This window comes from Streptomyces monashensis (assembly GCF_001866665.1).
In the GTDB taxonomy this organism is placed as follows: domain Bacteria; phylum Actinomycetota; class Actinomycetes; order Streptomycetales; family Streptomycetaceae; genus Streptomyces; species Streptomyces monashensis.
In genome coordinates this window covers 120,554-136,537 of record NZ_MLYO01000055.1, presented here as the reverse complement: position 1 = coordinate 136,537, position 15,984 = coordinate 120,554, and the positions used below count along the sequence as shown (strand labels likewise).

Below are 15,984 nucleotides of genomic sequence, written 5' to 3'. Positions count from 1 at the left end.
GTCAGCTCTCCGGGCCGGCGGCGGTGACGTCGTGCTCCGGCACGGTGTGGCCCGAGCGGATCAGGTCGATCCGCCCCATGACCTTGGCCCGCAGGTCGGCGGGCACGTCGTCATGCCCGCAGCACCGCTTGACCAGCTTCTTCACGGCCTGCTCCAGGCCGTACTTCTCCAGGCACGGAGAGCATTCCTCGAAGTGGTGCTGGAACTTGTCGCGGTCGACGTCCGGCATCTCGCTGTCGAGGAACTCGTACAGATGGTCGAGGACCTCACTGCAGTCCGTCTCGTGCGGCTCTCCGCAGCTCATGAGCCCGAGCCTTTCGCTTCGTTCGACTCTCCGGCGCCCGCCGGGACGAGCCCGCGTTCACGGGCGTAGTCCTCCAGCATGCCGCGCAGCTGACGGCGGCCCCGGTGCAGCCGGGACATCACCGTACCGATGGGTGTCCCCATGATGTCCGCGATCTCCTTGTACGCAAAGCCCTCGACGTCCGCGAGATAGACGGCGATGCGGAACTCCTCGGGGATCGCCTGCAGCGCTTCCTTCACGTCCGAGTCGGGCAGGTGGTCGAGCGCCTGCGACTCGGCGGAGCGCAGACCCGTCGACATGTGCGACTCGGCGCGGGCCAGCTGCCAGTCCTCGATCTCCTCCGCCGCCGAGCGCTGCGGCTCGCGCTGCTTCTTGCGGTAGGAGTTGATGAACGTGTTGGTGAGGATCCGGTACAGCCACGCCTTGAGGTTGGTGCCCTCGCGGAACTGGTGGAAGGACGCGTACGCCTTGGCGTACGTCTCCTGCACCAGGTCCTCGGCGTCGGCCGGGTTGCGTGTCATGCGCAGCGCGGCCGAGTACATCTGGTCGAGGAATTCGAGCGCGTCCCGTTCGAAGCGCGCACTGCGCTGCGTGCTGGACTCGGCGGTCGTCTCCGCGCTCACGCCCCGGCCCTCGGGCTGCTCCGCCTGGCCGTTGTCGGTCCCTGCGTCGGTACCGGTGACCGGACCCACCTCCTCAAGATCCCGGGCGGGACCGAGACCGGTCCCACTCGTTTCGGAGGATAGAACACGACCCGTGCCCGCCGCCGCTCGAATAGGAGCGGTCTTGGCCGCGTGGAGCACCGTCCAGTCCAGGTCAAGGCTGCTGCTGCGGACATCGAGAGGGGCCGCGCGCAGCGCGTCGTCGCAGGGGCGGTGGTGGGCGACGGGCGGGCAGATGGTCGAACCCATGCGGCGGACTTCCTCTCCGTACGACGTCGGTGCCGAGGCCTCAGCACTTCTGTCCGCCACAACAGTGGCCGGTCACGAGTCATTCCCTGCCGTCACCCGAGTGACGCGGCCCACTCCACGACAGCGCCGGTGATGATCTCCAGGGCCCGCTCCTGCGTGATGTCGGCGCGCCCCGGGACCGCGAACCCGTGATCGCCGTACGCCACCTCGACCAGCTCGTACGGCCCCTCCGGGAACTCCGCCGGCCGGCCGAAGGGGTCGTTTCCGCCCTGGACGACGAGCGTGGGCACCCCGGTGCCGAGCAGTTCCTCCGCCCGGGACTTCTCGGGCCTGCCCGGCGGGTGCAGCGGAAAGCTCAGCGCGAGCACGGCGTGCGCGCCCAGCTCGCCCGCCGTACGGCAGGCGACCCGCGCCCCGGCGCTGCGCCCGCCGGAGATCACCGGCAGCTCCATCCCGGCGAGTGCGGGCCAGATGCCGCGCCACCCGGCGTCCAGCGTCCTCGGCGCGGGCGCGACCTTCTTGCCCGCGACCCGCCAGGGCTGCTCGACGAGGGCCACGGTCACCCCGTGCGCGGGGAGAACCCGGGCGAGCGCCTGGAGGTCCCGGGCCTCGATGCCGCCGCCGGCTCCGTGGCTCGCGGCGAGGACGAGCCGGGGTTTCTTCGCCTTGTGCCAGGTGATGCGTGCGGTCCCGGCATCGGTCTCGACAATCTCGATCACGCTAGAAGAGTGTGCCCTCTTCCGGCGCCTCAAGCTCCTTCAGCAGCTCCGGGCCGTTGTTGCGGACGTTGCTGACGGCCGTGGAGACGGGGTAGGCGCGCATCAGGCCGGGCGGGGGCGGGGCGAGCAGGTCGCGCAGGGTGTCGGGGTCGGTGCGGGCCGGGTCGAGCCAGGCGTCCCAGCGGTCCGGGGTGAGCATCAGCGGCATCCGGGGGTGGATCTCGGCGAGGGAGTGCGGGCCCTCCTCGGGCGCGACGGCCAGCGGGGTCCGCTCGGCCTCCGTGGTGATCACCGAGCAGGTCACCCACCAGGCCTGGGGGTGGTCGTCGGGCAGCGTGCGGTCGCGCCAGAACTCGTACAGCCCGGCCATCGCGAACACCGAGCCGTCGGCGGGCAGCACGAAGTACGGCTGCTTGCGCGGCCGCTTCTTCCTCCCCTCGACCTCCAGGTCGCGCTCGTCCTTCCCGGTGACCCACTCGTAGTAGCCGTCGGCGGGCAGGATGCAGCGCCGGGCGGCGAAGGCGCGGCGGAAGGAGGGCTTCTCGTGCACGGTCTCCGCGCGCGCGTTGATCATCCGGGCGCCGCCCTCGGGCGTCTTGGCCCAGGACGGCACCAGTCCCCACTTCAGCCTGCGCAGCTGGCGAACCGGACGCGGGGAGTCCGCGTCTTTCAGAGGACGGTCGAGGACGGCGTGGACCTCCTTGGTCGGAGCCACGTTGTAGTCCGGCTCCAAGGTCTCTTCCGGATCCCACTTCTCGATCTCGAAGACTCCTGCGAGATCCTCGGGCCTACGACTCGATGCATACCGTCCGCACATACGTGCCACACTGCCAGGCCCACCCGTCACCCGACCACCACCCGTCAACGACGGCGCTTCGCGCCGACTCCTCTCGATCACGACGACAGGGAGCCACTCGGACCTATGGACAGCCTCGCCGTCACCTCGTTGGCCGGTCTCTGGGACCAGCTCTCCGGGACCCAGTCCGACCCCGACGTGTGGGTGGTGATCGCCACGCTCGCCGCCGCGCTCGCCGTCGTCGTCCCGCACCCGGTGTGGCGCATATCGCGCAACGCGGTCACCATCGCGCACGAGGGCGGCCACGGCCTGGTCGCCCTGCTCACCGGCCGGCAGCTCACCGGCATCCGGCTGCACTCCGACACCAGCGGCCTCACGGTCAGCCGGGGCAAACCGTACGGGCCGGGCATGATCCTGACGGCCGCGGCGGGCTACACGGCGCCGTCCCTGCTGGGCCTGGGCGGCGCCGCGCTGCTGTCCTCCGGCCGCATCACGCTGCTGCTGTGGCTGGCGACGGCCCTGCTGCTCGTGATGCTGGTGATGATCCGCAACGCGTACGGCGTGCTGACCGTGGTCCTGGCCGGCGGCGCCTTCGTGCTGGTGTCCTGGCTGGCGGGCTCCCAGGTGCAGGCCGCCTTCGCGTACGCGGTGGTGTGGTTCCTGCTGCTCGGCGGGGTCCGCCCGCCCTTCGAACTCCAGGCGAAGCGGATGCGCGGCGGCGCCGGGGACTCGGACGCGGACCAGCTGTCCCGGCTGACGCACGTCCCGGCGGGGCTGTGGCTGTTCCTGTTCCACGCGGTGTCGCTGTGCTCGCTGCTCGGCGGCGGGCGCTGGCTGCTGGAAGGTTGACCGCCGACCCTCCTTATAAAGTGGGCCCATGGCCCCGAACACCGCCCTTCCCGCACTCTGGCCCGCCCCGCACGCGAGCGGAGCCGTCGACGCGACGGTCCACGTGCCGGGGTCCAAGTCGGTCACCAACCGTGCCCTCGTCCTCGCCGCCCTCGCCTCCGAGCCCGGCTGGCTGCGCCGCCCGCTGCGCTCCCGCGACACCCTGCTGATGGCCGGCGCCCTGCGGGCCATGGGCGTGGAGATCGAGGAGGGGGTCGGCCCCGACGGCACCGGCGAGGCCTGGCGAGTGGTGCCGAGCGGCCTGCGCGGCCCGGCGACCGTCGACGTCGGCAACGCCGGCACGGTGATGCGTTTCCTGCCGCCGGTCGCCGCGCTGGCCGACGGCACGATCCGGTTCGACGGCGACCCCCGCTCGTACGAGCGCCCCCTGAACGGCGTGATCGACGCGCTGCGTGTGCTCGGCGCCCGGATCGACGACGACGGCCGGGGCACGCTGCCCCTGACCGTGCACGGCGGCGGGGCGCTGGACGGCGGTCCGGTGGCGATCGACGCGTCGTCCTCGTCCCAGTTCGTGTCGGCCCTGCTGCTCTCCGGCCCGCGCTTCAACCAGGGTGTCGAGGTCCGCCACACGGGGAGCACGCTCCCCTCCATGCCGCACATCCGGATGACCGTCGACATGCTGCGCGCGGTCGGCGCCCAGGTGGACACCCCGGAGTCCGGCGGCGAGCCGAACGTGTGGCGGGTGACGCCGGGCGCGCTGCTCGGCCGGGACCTGACGGTCGAGCCCGACCTGTCCAACGCCCAGCCGTTCCTCGCCGCCGCGCTGGTCACCGGCGGCACGGTGCTGATCCCCGACTGGCCGGAGCGGACCACGCAGCCCGGCGACCGGCTGCGGGAGGTCTTCACCGAGATGGGCGGTTCCTGTGAACTCACCGACTACGGGCTGGTGTTCACCGGTTCGGGTGCCATCCACGGTATCGACGTGGACCTCGGTGACGTCGGCGAGCTGACCCCCGGCATCGCGGCGGTGGCCGCCCTCGCCGACTCCCCCTCCACCCTGCGGGGCGTGGCCCATCTGCGGCTGCACGAGACGGACCGGCTGGCCGCGCTCACCAAGGAGATCAACGAACTCGGCGGTGACGTCACGGAGACGGCCGACGGTCTGCACATCCGCCCGCGCCCGCTGCACGGCGGCACCTTCCACACCTACGAGGACCACCGCATGGCGACCGCCGGCGCGATCCTCGGCCTCGCGGTCGAGGGCGTGCGGATCGAGAACGTGGCGACGACGGCCAAGACCCTGCCGGACTTCCCCGAGCTGTGGACCGGGATGCTCGGGCAGTAGGGACAGACGCCATGCGCCGCTACGGCAAGCACACCGACGAGGACGACATCCGCACCCGTCCCAACCGCAAGGGCAACCGGCCGCGGACCAACATCCGGCCCAAGCACGAGGACGCGGCCGAGGGCATGGTCCTCACTGTCGACCGGGGGCGGCTGACCTGTCTGGTCGAGGGTCGTCCGGTCATGGCGATGAAGGCCCGCGAACTGGGCCGCAAGGCCGCCGTGGTGGGTGACCGGGTCGCCCTGGTCGGTGACCTGTCCGGCAAGAAGGACACGCTCGCCCGGATCGTCCGCATCGAGGAGCGCGCCTCGGTGCTGCGCCGCACGGCCGACGACGACGACCCCTACGAGCGGGTGGTCGTCGCCAACGCGCACCAGCTGGCGATCGTCACGGCGCTCGCCGACCCGGAGCCCCGCCCCCGGCTGATCGACCGCTGTCTGGTGGCCGCGTTCGACGGCGGTCTGGAGCCGCTGCTGGTGATGACGAAGTCGGACCTGGCCCCGCCGGGCAAGCTGCTGGAGCTGTACGGCGACCTCGACATCCCGTTCGTCGTCACGAGCCGCGAGGAGCTGGAGAACGGGGACGCGGCGGAGCGGGTGCGCGCCCATCTGGACGGCCGGATCACCGCGTTCGTCGGCCACTCCGGCGTCGGCAAGACCACCCTCGTCAACGCGCTCGTCCCCAAGGACCGGCGGCGTACGACGGGACACGTCAACGCCGTGACGGGCCGGGGCCGGCACACCACGACCTCGGCGCTGGCGCTGCCGCTCGACGACGACGAGGGCTGGGTCATCGACACCCCGGGCGTGCGCTCCTTCGGCCTCGCGCACGTCGACCCCTCCCGCGTCATCCACGCCTTCCCGGACCTCGAACCCGGCACGGAGGGCTGCCCGCGCGCGTGCAGCCACGACGAGCCGGACTGCGCGCTGGACGCCTGGGTCGAGGAGGGGCACGCGGATCCGGCACGGTTGTACTCGCTGCGCCGGCTGCTGGCCACCCGGGAGCGCCGGGAAGGCGACTGACCACCACGTTGTTTGGCCGGATGAGAGGCCGGTAAGTGCATACTCGCACCGAACCGGTGAGCCGGATCAACGGGAGGACAGCACATGGCGTGGCTGCTGGTGGTCGTGGCCGGGATGCTGGAGACCGGTTTCGCCGTGTGCCTGAAGCTCTCTCACGGGTTCACCCGCCTGTGGCCGACGATCGCCTTCGCCAGCTTCGCGCTGGGCAGCTTCGGCCTGTTGACCCTCTCCCTGAAGAAGCTCGACGTCGGCCCCGCCTACGCCGTGTGGACGGGGATCGGCGCGGCGGGCACGGCGATCTACGGCATGGTCTTCCTCGGTGACCTGGTGTCCACGCTGAAGATCGTGTCGATCAGCTTCGTCATCGTCGGGGTCATCGGGCTCCAGCTGTCGGGCTCGGCGCACTGACCACCGCGCGGACCAGTTCGGCGACGCCGCCCTCCCCCGGCGGGGCCGCGACGCAGGACAGGGCGAGACGCACGACCAGCTCGCAGGGGTGGGCCAGTTCGGCGGTGTCGACGGGGCCGGCGGCGGGTCCGGCCAGGGCGGTGGCCGCGCGGTCGCGCACGATCCGGACGAGGTCGTGCGGCGTCGGCAGCGGCCCGTCCGCGCGGCGCTGTGCGGGCACCGTGGAGGAGGACGGCACGGCGGCGAGCGGCGGGGTGGGCAGCCGCTCGCTCCAGCAGCCGGTGAGCATGGCGCGTACCAGCGCGTTCTCCCGCGCCGCGGCGCTGGTCCACTCGGCGACGGCGGTGAGCCGCTCGCGGGGTTCGGCGGAGCCGGCGAGCGCCCGCTCGACACCGGCGAGGTAGCGGTCGGCCGCCCGCCGCACCAGGGCCCGGGCGAGGCCGTCCTTGCTGCCGAACTCGTTGTAGAGGGTCTGCCGGGACACCCCGGCCGTCGCGGCCACGTCGACCATCCGCACCGCGGGCCACGGCCGGCGCGCGAGCGCCGTGAAAGCGGCGTCCAGCAAGGACTCCCGGGCAGCAGGCATCGTCGCCTCCCTGGGCCAGACCAGTTCTGCGCCCAGAGTTGACGCGGCCGCAGGCACTGTCAAGGGGGCGCGGGCCGTGCGCGGGGCGCCGCGGACGTGGCTGCCGGTGCCGCCCGAGTGGGAGCGAGCACGCCGTCCGGATGGAAACAACCGTGTCGACCGGGTGGGAACGGCCGGACCCGCCGCGCCCCGCTGGCCCCACCCCGATCCCGGCAGATACGGTTCCCCCATGCCGGACTACCTCGATGACCTGCGCCTCGCCCACGTTCTCGCGGACGCCGCCGACGCCGTCACCATGGACCGCTTCAAGGCTCTCGACCTGAAGGTGGAGACGAAGCCGGACATGACGCCGGTGAGCGAGGCGGACAAGGCGGCGGAGGAGCTCATCCGCGGCCAGCTCCAGCGCGCCCGCCCCCGGGACGCGGTCCTCGGCGAGGAGTACGGGATCGAGGGCAGCGGGCCCCGCCGCTGGGTGATCGACCCGATCGACGGCACCAAGAACTACGTGCGCGGCGTCCCCGTCTGGGCCACCCTCATCTCCCTGATGGAGGCGGGCGAGGGCGGTTTCCACCCCGTCGTCGGCGTCGTCTCCGCCCCCGCCCTCAGCCGCCGCTGGTGGGCCGCGAAGGGCCACGGCGCCTTCACCGGCCGCAACCTCACCGCGGCCTCCCGCATCCACGTCTCCAGCGTCGGCAAGCTCGCGGACGCCTCGTTCGCGTACTCCTCCCTGTCCGGCTGGGAGGAGCAGCGCCGGCTCGGCGGCTTCCTGGAGCTCACCCGCCAGGTGTGGCGCACGCGCGCGTACGGCGATTTCTGGCCCTACATGATGGTCGCCGAGGGTGCCGTCGACATGTGCGCCGAGCCCGAGCTGTCCCTGTGGGACATGGCCGCCAACGCGATCGTCGTCACCGAGGCGGGCGGCAGCTTCACAGGCCTCGACGGCCAGCCGGGCCCGCACAGCGGCAACGCGGCCGCGTCCAACGGCCTGCTCCACGACGAGCTGCTGGGGTACCTCAACCCGCGCGGCTGACAGCGAGGAAGAGCGCGCACGCCCTCAACTGACGTCGCGCGCCCCCTTGTTGACCCTCCCTTTACCTGGCACTCTGACTCCACCCTCATTTGTGAACTTGTGAATCCCTTCTCGTGGGATTCCTAGGAGGTGGACCATCCATGCTCGTCCGAGATGCCATGAGCACGGTGATCCTCACCGTCGGCCCCACCCACACCCTTCGCCAGGCGGCCACCCTGATGTCCGCCCGCCGCACCGGCGCCGCCGTGGTCCTCGACCCGGACTCCGGCGGCATCGGCGTCCTGACCGAACGTGACATCCTCAACTCCGTCGGCCTCGGCCAGAACCCGGACACCGAACGCGCCCACGCCCACACCACCACCGACGTCGTCTTCGCCGCCCCCACCTGGTCGCTCCAGGAAGCCGCCCAGGCCATGACCCGCGGCGGCTTCCGGCACCTGATCGTCCTCGACCGGGGCGAGGTGGCCGGCATCGTCTCCGTCCGCGACATCATCCGCTGCTGGCTTCCGGCCCGCGCGCCCGCACCGGCACTCTGAGCACGCGCAACGGGGCATGCGAAACGGGCCGGACCCCGAGCACCGTGGGGTCCGGCCCGCCTGGGGATACCCCCAGGTCTTCAAGGCTCCGGGGGAGGCGCTGAGCGTGCCACCAGCTCAGGCGCGCCTCAGCCGCGCAGCGCGCGCACCGCCGCCTCCAGCCGCTTGCCGAAGTCGGCGTCGGCCTGCGCGAAGTTGCCGATCGCCCGCTCGGCGATGTCCTCGCGCGAGACGGGCGCGATCGCGGCCGCGAGGTTGGCCACCAGACGCTCCTTCTCCTCCTCCGACATCAGCCGGTAGAGGTTGCCCGCCTGCACGAAGTCGTCGTCCTCGGCGTGCACCGGGGTCGGGTGGCCGCCGGTGGGGCCGGCGACGGAGGTGGGCTCCCACAGCGCACGGCCGGTCTGCCGCGGACCGCCGAAGCTGTTCGGCTCGTAGTTCTTCGTCCCGCCGTGCCGGCCGTCGTAGAGGAAGCCGTCCCGGGAGTTGGTGCGCGCCTCGGTGGCGTGCGGGCGGTTCACCGGCAGGTGGTCGGCGTTGATGCCGACGCGGTAGCGGTGCGCGTCGCCGTACGCGAAGAGGCGGCCCTGGAGCATCTTGTCGGGCGAGGGGCCGATGCCCGGCACGAAGTGCGCGGGGCTGAAGATCGACTGCTCGACCTCGGCGAAGACGTTCCGCGGGTTGCGGTTCAGCTCCAGCCTGCCGATCTCTGTGACCGGGTAGTCCGCGTGCGGCCACACCTTGGTCAGGTCGAACGGGTTGAAGCGGTACGTCGCCGCGTCCGCCGCCGGCATGATCTGCACGCCCACGGTCCAGCTCGGGAACTCCCCGCGCTCGATCGCCTCCCGCAGATCGCGCTGGTGGGAGTCGGGGTCCCGGCCCGCGAGCACCCCGGCCTCCTCGGCCGTGAGGTTCTTGATCCCCTGGTCGGTCTTGAAGTGGTACTTGACCCAGAAGACCTCGCCCGCCTCGTTGCTCCACTGGTAGGTGTGCGAGCCGAAGCCGTCCATGTGCCGGTATGACGCCGGGATGCCGCGGTCGCCGAACAGCCAGGTCACCTGGTGGGTCGCCTCGGGGCTGAGCCCCCAGAAGTCCCAGACGTTGTCGGCCTCCTGGCTGCCCGTGTACGGGTCGCGCTTCTGGGTGTGGATGAAGTCCGGGAACTTGATCGCGTCCCGGATGAAGAAGACCGGGGTGTTGTTGCCGACGAGGTCGTAGTTGCCCTCCTCGGTGTAGAACTTCAGCGCGAAGCCACGCGGGTCGCGGACGGCGTCCGCCGCGCCGAGGTTTCCGGCCACGGTCGAGAAGCGCAGGAAGGTCTCGGTCTCCTTGCCGACCTCGGAGAGGAAGGCGGCCCGCGTGTACGGCGTGACGTCCGCCGTGACCGTGAAGGTGCCGTACGCACCCGCACCGCGCGCGTGCACGACGCGCTCGGGGATCCGCTCCCGGTTGAAGTGGGCGAGCTTCTCCAGCAGGAGCTGATCCTGGACCAGGACCGGTCCGCCGATGCCGGCCGTCTCGCTGTTCTGGTTGTCGGCGACCGGGGCACCGGCCTCCGTGGTGAGCGGTCCCTGCGTCACGTGCGCCTCCTGCGTCATTCCTGACCAGTCCTGTCCTGTGGCCAAACTAGTTTTCGATCCTACATTAGACTAGATCTAAGTCAAACAGCGTTCCAATCTCACACCTATTCCCGTCCTGGTCCCTCCTCCTGTTAGGCTGATAGCCATGAGCGACCTTCTGGAACGGCTGCGTGGACGCGGATGGCGGATGACCGCGCAGCGACGCGTGGTGGCCGAGGTCCTGGACGGTGAGCACGTCCACCTCACGGCCGACGAGGTCCATGCGCGCGCCGTCACGAAGCTCCCGGAGATCTCCCGGGCGACCGTCTACAACACCCTGGGCGAGCTGGTCTCGCTGGGCGAGGTGCTGGAAGTCGCGACGGACAAGCGCGCGAAGCGGTACGACCCGAACGCGCACCGCCCGCACCACCACCTGGTCTGCGCCCGCTGCGGCGCGATCCGCGACGTCCACCCGACGGGCAACCCGCTCGCCGACCTCCCCGACACGGAGCGCTTCGGCTTCACGGTGTCGGACGTCGAGGTGACGTACCGGGGACTGTGCCCGGACTGCGCGGGCGCGTGAGCAAGGGGGCGTGAGCCCCCTTCTTTTTCACTTCTGGCCTTCTTGGCCCCTGAACGCACCGAGGGCCGGAATCCATCTCTGGATTCCGGCCCTCGGCCTTCAGTAGCGGGGACAGGATTTGAACCTGCGACCTCTGGGTTATGAGCCCAGCGAGCTACCGAGCTGCTCCACCCCGCGTCGGTGAACACGACATTACGTGAGGGAAGTCCGCGGAGGCAAATCCGTTTCACCGGACGTGGCCGGGGTCACGTCTTCACGCCGAGAGCTCTTCGCGCAGCGCGTCCCGCAGCCGCCCCGCCCGCTCCGCGACCTCGGCCGGTCCCAGCGCCACGGCGCGGTCCGCCCAGCGCTGCCCCTCAGCCAGCTCTCCCCGACGCGCGTAGACGAGGGCCAGCCGGAGTGCTGCCCGGCCGTGCCCGGCGTCGGCGGCACGGGTCCACCACACCGCCGCCTCCGGCTCGCTGCCCTCCCGGGCCAGCAGCAGCCCCAGGTTGAAGGCGCCGTTGCGCGAGCCGGCCTCCGCCGCCTCGCGATACCACCGCGCCGCCTCGACGACGTCGCCCCGCGCCGCGGCCAGCATGCCGACCCGCACCTGGGCGCGCCGGTGCCCCTGCGTGGCGGCGCGCTCGTACCACTCCTCGCACTCGGTCTTCTCGTGCACGATCTCGCCCAGCTCGTGCGCCGGCTCCGGCGGCCGGCGCGCGTCCAGCAGCGTGGCCAGCCGGTACGCCGCCTCCGCGCTGCCGCCGCCCGCCGCGCACCGCAGATGCCGTTCGGCCTCCTGCTCGTCGCCCTCGCGCAGCCGGGCGATCCCGACCTGGAGCGCGGCCTCGGTGTGCCCGGCGGCAGCCGCCCGCTCGTACCAGCGCAGCGCCGTCTCCGCGTCCGGTCCGGTGCCGCGCCCGGCGTAGAGGATGCCGAGGTTGAACGCGGCGTCCACGCTGCCGGCCTCGGCGGCCTTGGAGAACCACGGCTCGGCGCCGGTGGTGTCGCTGCCCTGGAGCAGCAGGATCGCGAGCGCGTTCGCGGCCTCCCGGTGCCCGGCGTAGGCGGCTCGCCGGTACCACTGCTCGGCCTGCGCGGTGCGCCCCTGCTCGGCGCAGAGCAGCCCGAGGTTGTACGCGCCGTTGTCGTCGCCCGCTTCGAGCGCCGCCCGGTACCAGCGCTCGGCGGTCTGCGTCTCGCCCCGCTCGGCGTGCAGCGCGCCGAGCGCGTTGGCCGCGTTGCCGTCGCCGTCCTGGGCGGCGCGCAGCCACCACACGGCCGCGCTCTCGGCGTCCCCGGCGTCGCGCAGCAGGAAGCCCAGCGCGCAGGCGGCCCGGGCCTCGCCGTCCTTGGCCGAGGTCAGGTACCAGCGCCCGGCCTCCTTCAGCTCGCCCCGCTTCTCCAGGATCGCCCCGAGGTGCAGCGCGGCCCTGCGGTGACCGCGCGCGGCGGCCTGCCGGTACCACTGCTCGGCCTCCGTGACAGCGTTGTCGGGCCCGGTCCCCTCCTCCGGGCCCGAGGTGCGGTCGAGAGCGCGGGCCAGCCGGTACGCCGCCTCGCGGTGCCCGCGCTCGGCGGCGGCGCGCATCCAGTGTTCGGCGCCGACGTCCCCGCGGTGTTCCAGCAGGTCGGCGAGGGCGTAGGCGCCCAGGGCGTGGCCCTGCTCGGCGGACTGGCGCAGCCAGTACTCGGCGGCGGGCTCGTCCCCGCGCTCGCGGTGGTAGCGGCCGAGCGCGTGCGCGGCGGCGGCGGAGCCGGCCACGGCGGCGATGCGCCACCAGCCGGCGGCGTCCTCGGGATAGCCGCGCTGATGCAGCAGGACGCCGAGGTTGTTGGCGGCGGCGCGGTCGCCGGCCGCGGTGGCGGCCCGCAGCTGGGGTTCGGCTCCGTCGAGGTCGCCGCGGCGCAGCAGCATGGCTCCGAGGACGCTCGCGGCCTCGGCGTCGCCGCTCTGCGCGGCGAGGCCGAGGCGTACCTCCTCAGCGGCGTCCCCCATGTCGCTCACGTCGTCGCGGGTCGGCTCCTCACCGGGAGGCTGCACAAATCGCCCTGACTCGAACAGAGTTGCCTTGTCCCCCATAACGTCCATCGTCGCACCACCATCAACCCGGGTACACCCGGTATACCGCAGCCCGTGAGGTCACTTCAGCGTTTTGTCGACATGCCCACAGGACGACAAGTCAAACACACACCCCTCAACTCCCCACGGCGGCGCGGCCGTACCTCCTGCCCGTAATTGAGTTCGCACACCACGAAGGCCCGGATCCCTCGGGATCCGGGCCTTCGATGCAGTAGCGGGGACAGGATTTGAACCTGCGACCTCTGGGTTATGAGCCCAGCGAGCTACCGAGCTGCTCCACCCCGCGCCGTTGCCCGTCAACCGTACCACGACGCGGGGTGGTGTCGATCAAGTCCCCTTCTTGCTTCCTGCGCTGGTCTCCGCCTCCTCGGCCCGCTTCAGCGCGGCCTTCAGGTCCTTCTGGGCCTTGGCGTACGCCGCCCAGTCCGGACCGCCCGGCTTCTGGAGGGCCTGCTGGCCCGCGTCGAAGGCCTTCTGGGCGTCGCCCAGGGCCTGTTGGACGGTCGGGTTCTTGGAGGAGGGCGGGTTGGCGGTGCCGGTGTCCGGTGGCGGGGTGGTCGAACCCGTCACGCCGAACACCTTGTTGAGCGCCTCGTCGAGGGTGTTCTCGAAGGCCGTGTGGTTGTTGTAGCTGACCAGCACCTTGCCCAGCAGGGGGTACTTCAGCTTGCTGCCGCCCAGGATGTAGACCGGTTCCGCGTACAGCAGTCCGCCGTCGAGCGGCACGGTGAGCAGGTTGCCGTACTCGACCTTGGAATGCCCGCGGGTGAGCAGGCTGATCGTCTCCGCGATGTCCTGCCGGGAGTTGAACAGGCTCTGCACCTGTTTGGGGCCGTCGGCCGTGGTGCTGGCCGGCAGCTTCAGGATTCTGATCTTGCCGTAGTCGCTGGTGCCCGGGTCGGAGTCGACGGCCATGAACGCGCTGAGGTTGTCACGCCCGTTGGGCGTGAACGTCGTCGTCAGCGAGAACGACTGCTTGCTCTGGTCCGGCATCCTCATGCTCAGGTAGTACGGCGGCACCGCGCTGCCCGAGTCGTTGGTCGGGTCGTCGGGCACCTGCCAGACCTCGCTGCCGGTGAGGAACGTCTGCGCGTCCGTCACGTGGTAGCGGCTGAGCAGCTCGCGCTGGACCTTGAACAGGTCCTGCGGGTAGCGCAGATGGGACATCAGGTCCGGGGAGATCGCCGTCTTCGGCTGCACCGTGCCCGGGAAGGCCTTCATCCAGGTCTTCAGCACCGGGTCCTGGGTGTCCCACTGGTAGAGCTTGACCGCGCCGGTGTACGCGTCGACGGTCGCCTTCACCGAGTTGCGGATGTAGTTGACCTGGTTCTGCTGGGCCACCACCGCGCGGTTGTTGTTGGCGGCGGTCAGCGAGTCGGCCGTCGTGTCGCCGAGGGTCGTGCGCGAGGAGTACGGGTAGCCGTTCGACGTCGTGTAGGCGTCGACGATCCACTGGATGCGGTGGTTGACGACCGCCGGGTAGGCGTCGCCGTCGATGGTCAGCCAGGGTGCGACCGCCTCGACGCGGTCCTTGGGCGTGCGGTTGTACAGGATCCGCGAGCCCTTGCCGATGGCGCCCGAGTAGAGGATCTGCGGGTCGTTGAACGCCACCGCGTACGCGGCCCGGTTGAGCGGGTTGTCGAGGTTGACCCCGCTCTTGCCGGTGTAGCCGAAGGTCTTCTCGTCGCCGTTGTCCGCCGAGTAGTCGACCTCCTTCTGCGGTCCGCCGACGATCGAGTACGTGGTGGTCTTCTCGCCGTAGTAGACGCGCTGCTCGTACGTCCCCAGGTCCCCCTTGGCCGGCAGGTCGGACTCGGTGAAGACCGGCTGGCCCTGGTCGTCGGCCTCGGTGCCCTTGGCGGCGACCACACCGTAGCCGTGCGTGTAGCGGAAGTGGTCGTTGATCCAGTTGTTCTTCGGGATGCCGTCCAGGTTCAGCTCGCGCAGACCGAGGATCGTGTCCTGCTCCTTGCCGTCCTTGTCCTTGTACCGGTCGACGTCCAGGTTGGTCGGGAAGGCGTAGTAGTTCTTCATCTGCTGCGCCTGCTGGAACGTCGGCGAGACGATGTTCGGGTCCATGATCCGGATGCTCGCCGCGGCATCGGCGTCGCTGCGCAGCTTGGCCTGGTCCGCGGCGGCGTCGGACTTGCCGTCGTACTCGGTGACCTTGGCGTCGTCGATGCCGTACGCCTCGCGGGTCGCCTTGAGGTTCTTCTGGACGTACGGGGCTTCCTTGGCCTGCTCGTTGGGCTGGACCTGGAACTTCTGCACGATCGCGGGGTACAGCCCGCCGATCAGGATCGCCGACAGCACCATCAGGCCGAAGCCGATGACCGGGAGCTGCCAGGTGCGCCGCCACAGGGTGGCGAAGAACAGCAGCGCGCAGATGACCGCGATGCAGAACAGGATGGTCTTGGCCGGCAGATAGGCGTTGGCGTCGACGTAGCGCAGGCCGGTCCAGTTGCCCGTCGCCTTGAAGTCGCTGGACTTGACGGCCAGGCCGTACCGGTCGAGCCAGTAGGCGACCGCCTTGAGGGCGACGAAGAGGCCGAGCAGCACCGACAGATGACCGGTCGCGGCAGCGGTGGCGCGGGCACCCGGACTGGTCAGCCGCAGCCCGCCGTACAGGTAGTGCGTGAGCGCGGCGGCGATCAGGCTCAGGACGGCGGCGGCGAAGCCGAAGCCCAGCAGGAAGCGGTACCAGGGCAGGTCGAAGGCGTAGAAGGAGACGTCGAGGTGGAACTGCGGGTCCTTCTGGTGGAAGGGCACGCCGTTGACCCACATCAGCCAGAGCCGCCACTGCCCGGCCGCGGAGGCGCCCGCGATCAGCCCGACGAGCGCGGTGACGGCGAGCAGCAGCCACTTCTTGTACGGTGCGATGCCCATGCGGTAGCGGTCGAGGCTCTGCTGCTCCATGGACATGGCGCTCAGCGGGGGCCGCAGCCGGTGCGCGATCCAGATGTTGACCCCGACGGCGACCGCCATCAGCAGACCGAAGACGAAGAACAGCCCGATCTTGGTCCACAACGTGGTCGTGAACACCGACGAGTAGTGCACCGACCGGTACCAGAGCCAGTCCGTCCAGAAGCCCGCGAACATGGTGAACGCCATGCCGAGGACGGCCAGGACGCCCAGTGTCATGAGCAGGGTCCGAATCCCCCGGGACGGGCGGCCCGCTCTGATCCGTGGCCCCGACGGGCCTCCGCCGCGGTCCGGCATCTGGAAAGCCAAGGTGCGCACCTCGAAGTCGCTGTCGATCCGTCAGTCAGGC

15 protein-coding genes and 2 tRNA genes are annotated in these 15,984 nt (G+C 71.2%); 7 read left to right on the top strand and 10 right to left on the bottom strand.

What is annotated here, in order from left to right; all coding sequences use genetic code 11:
• Position 1: 1 nt before the first annotated feature.
• The 4 genes from rsrA to BIV23_RS30415 all read right to left on the bottom strand — a co-directional run bounded on the left by rsrA (position 2) and on the right by BIV23_RS30415 (position 2,751).
• On the bottom strand, positions 2 to 304 hold the full coding sequence (gene rsrA, locus BIV23_RS30430; protein ID WP_071376532.1) for a mycothiol system anti-sigma-R factor: 303 nt from the start codon (positions 302 to 304) through the stop codon (positions 2 to 4).
• Positions 301 to 996 (bottom strand): RNA polymerase sigma factor SigR, encoded by a 696-nt coding sequence (gene sigR, locus BIV23_RS30425; RefSeq protein WP_071384196.1) that lies wholly within the window; start codon positions 994 to 996, stop codon positions 301 to 303. Before sigR ends, rsrA begins: the two co-directional genes overlap by 4 nt.
• A gap of 311 nt (positions 997 to 1,307) precedes the next feature.
• Positions 1,308 to 1,934: an alpha/beta hydrolase family protein gene (locus BIV23_RS30420; RefSeq protein WP_107471307.1), complete on the bottom strand. Its 627-nt coding sequence runs from the start codon at positions 1,932 to 1,934 to the stop codon at positions 1,308 to 1,310.
• A 1-nt stretch (position 1,935) separates the two neighbouring features.
• Positions 1,936 to 2,751: an SOS response-associated peptidase gene (locus tag BIV23_RS30415; protein WP_071384194.1), complete on the bottom strand. Its 816-nt coding sequence runs from the start codon at positions 2,749 to 2,751 to the stop codon at positions 1,936 to 1,938.
• A gap of 105 nt (positions 2,752 to 2,856) precedes the next feature.
• On the opposite strand from BIV23_RS30415, the gene BIV23_RS30410 reads away from it, so the two are divergent.
• The 4 genes from BIV23_RS30410 to BIV23_RS30395 all read left to right on the top strand — a co-directional run bounded on the left by BIV23_RS30410 (position 2,857) and on the right by BIV23_RS30395 (position 6,354).
• Complete coding sequence (locus tag BIV23_RS30410; protein ID WP_071384193.1) at positions 2,857 to 3,579, top strand: M50 family metallopeptidase; 723 nt, start codon at positions 2,857 to 2,859, stop codon at positions 3,577 to 3,579.
• A 28-nt stretch (positions 3,580 to 3,607) separates the two neighbouring features.
• Positions 3,608 to 4,924, top strand: coding sequence for a 3-phosphoshikimate 1-carboxyvinyltransferase (aroA, locus tag BIV23_RS30405; protein WP_071384192.1), 1,317 nt, complete (start codon positions 3,608 to 3,610; stop codon positions 4,922 to 4,924).
• A gap of 11 nt (positions 4,925 to 4,935) precedes the next feature.
• Positions 4,936 to 5,946: a ribosome small subunit-dependent GTPase A gene (gene rsgA / locus BIV23_RS30400; protein WP_071384191.1), complete on the top strand. Its 1,011-nt coding sequence runs from the start codon at positions 4,936 to 4,938 to the stop codon at positions 5,944 to 5,946.
• Between the two features lie 84 nt (positions 5,947 to 6,030).
• Positions 6,031 to 6,354, top strand: a complete 324-nt coding sequence (locus BIV23_RS30395; protein ID WP_071384190.1) for a DMT family transporter — start codon at positions 6,031 to 6,033, stop codon at positions 6,352 to 6,354.
• Here the strand turns inward: BIV23_RS30395 and BIV23_RS30390 are convergent.
• Positions 6,320 to 6,940, bottom strand: coding sequence for a TetR/AcrR family transcriptional regulator (locus tag BIV23_RS30390; protein WP_071384189.1), 621 nt, complete (start codon positions 6,938 to 6,940; stop codon positions 6,320 to 6,322). The two genes, BIV23_RS30395 and BIV23_RS30390, sit on opposite strands and share 35 nt — an antisense overlap.
• Positions 6,941 to 7,169: 229 nt before the next feature.
• Between BIV23_RS30390 and hisN the strand changes: the two genes are divergently transcribed.
• Together hisN and BIV23_RS30380 are read left to right on the top strand one after the other, a co-directional pair.
• Positions 7,170 to 7,970, top strand: coding sequence for a histidinol-phosphatase (gene hisN / locus BIV23_RS30385; protein WP_071384188.1), 801 nt, complete (start codon positions 7,170 to 7,172; stop codon positions 7,968 to 7,970).
• Between the two features lie 140 nt (positions 7,971 to 8,110).
• Positions 8,111 to 8,506 carry a CBS domain-containing protein gene (locus BIV23_RS30380; protein WP_071384187.1) on the top strand — a complete coding sequence of 132 codons (396 nt, stop codon included), beginning with the start codon at positions 8,111 to 8,113 and terminating at the stop codon, positions 8,504 to 8,506.
• Positions 8,507 to 8,634: 128 nt separating this feature from the next.
• Here BIV23_RS30380 and BIV23_RS30375 read toward each other — a convergent pair whose 3' ends face one another.
• A complete protein-coding gene (locus BIV23_RS30375; RefSeq protein WP_071384253.1) occupies positions 8,635 to 10,086 on the bottom strand; it encodes a catalase in 1,452 nt (483 codons plus the stop codon).
• A gap of 145 nt (positions 10,087 to 10,231) precedes the next feature.
• Between BIV23_RS30375 and BIV23_RS30370 the strand changes: the two genes are divergently transcribed.
• A complete protein-coding gene (locus BIV23_RS30370) occupies positions 10,232 to 10,648 on the top strand; it encodes a Fur family transcriptional regulator (protein WP_079173492.1) in 417 nt (138 codons plus the stop codon).
• Between the two features lie 103 nt (positions 10,649 to 10,751).
• Here BIV23_RS30370 and BIV23_RS30365 read toward each other — a convergent pair.
• The 4 genes from BIV23_RS30365 to BIV23_RS30350 all read right to left on the bottom strand — a co-directional run bounded on the left by BIV23_RS30365 (position 10,752) and on the right by BIV23_RS30350 (position 15,932).
• Positions 10,752 to 10,825, bottom strand: a tRNA-Met gene (locus BIV23_RS30365).
• A gap of 76 nt (positions 10,826 to 10,901) precedes the next feature.
• A complete protein-coding gene (locus BIV23_RS30360) occupies positions 10,902 to 12,722 on the bottom strand; it encodes a tetratricopeptide repeat protein (RefSeq protein WP_177240090.1) in 1,821 nt (606 codons plus the stop codon).
• Between the two features lie 203 nt (positions 12,723 to 12,925).
• Positions 12,926 to 12,999 (bottom strand) — tRNA-Met (locus BIV23_RS30355).
• A gap of 41 nt (positions 13,000 to 13,040) precedes the next feature.
• Positions 13,041 to 15,932 (bottom strand): UPF0182 family membrane protein, encoded by a 2,892-nt coding sequence (locus BIV23_RS30350; RefSeq protein WP_177240094.1) that lies wholly within the window; start codon positions 15,930 to 15,932, stop codon positions 13,041 to 13,043.
• Between the last annotated feature and the right edge of the window lie 52 nt (positions 15,933 to 15,984).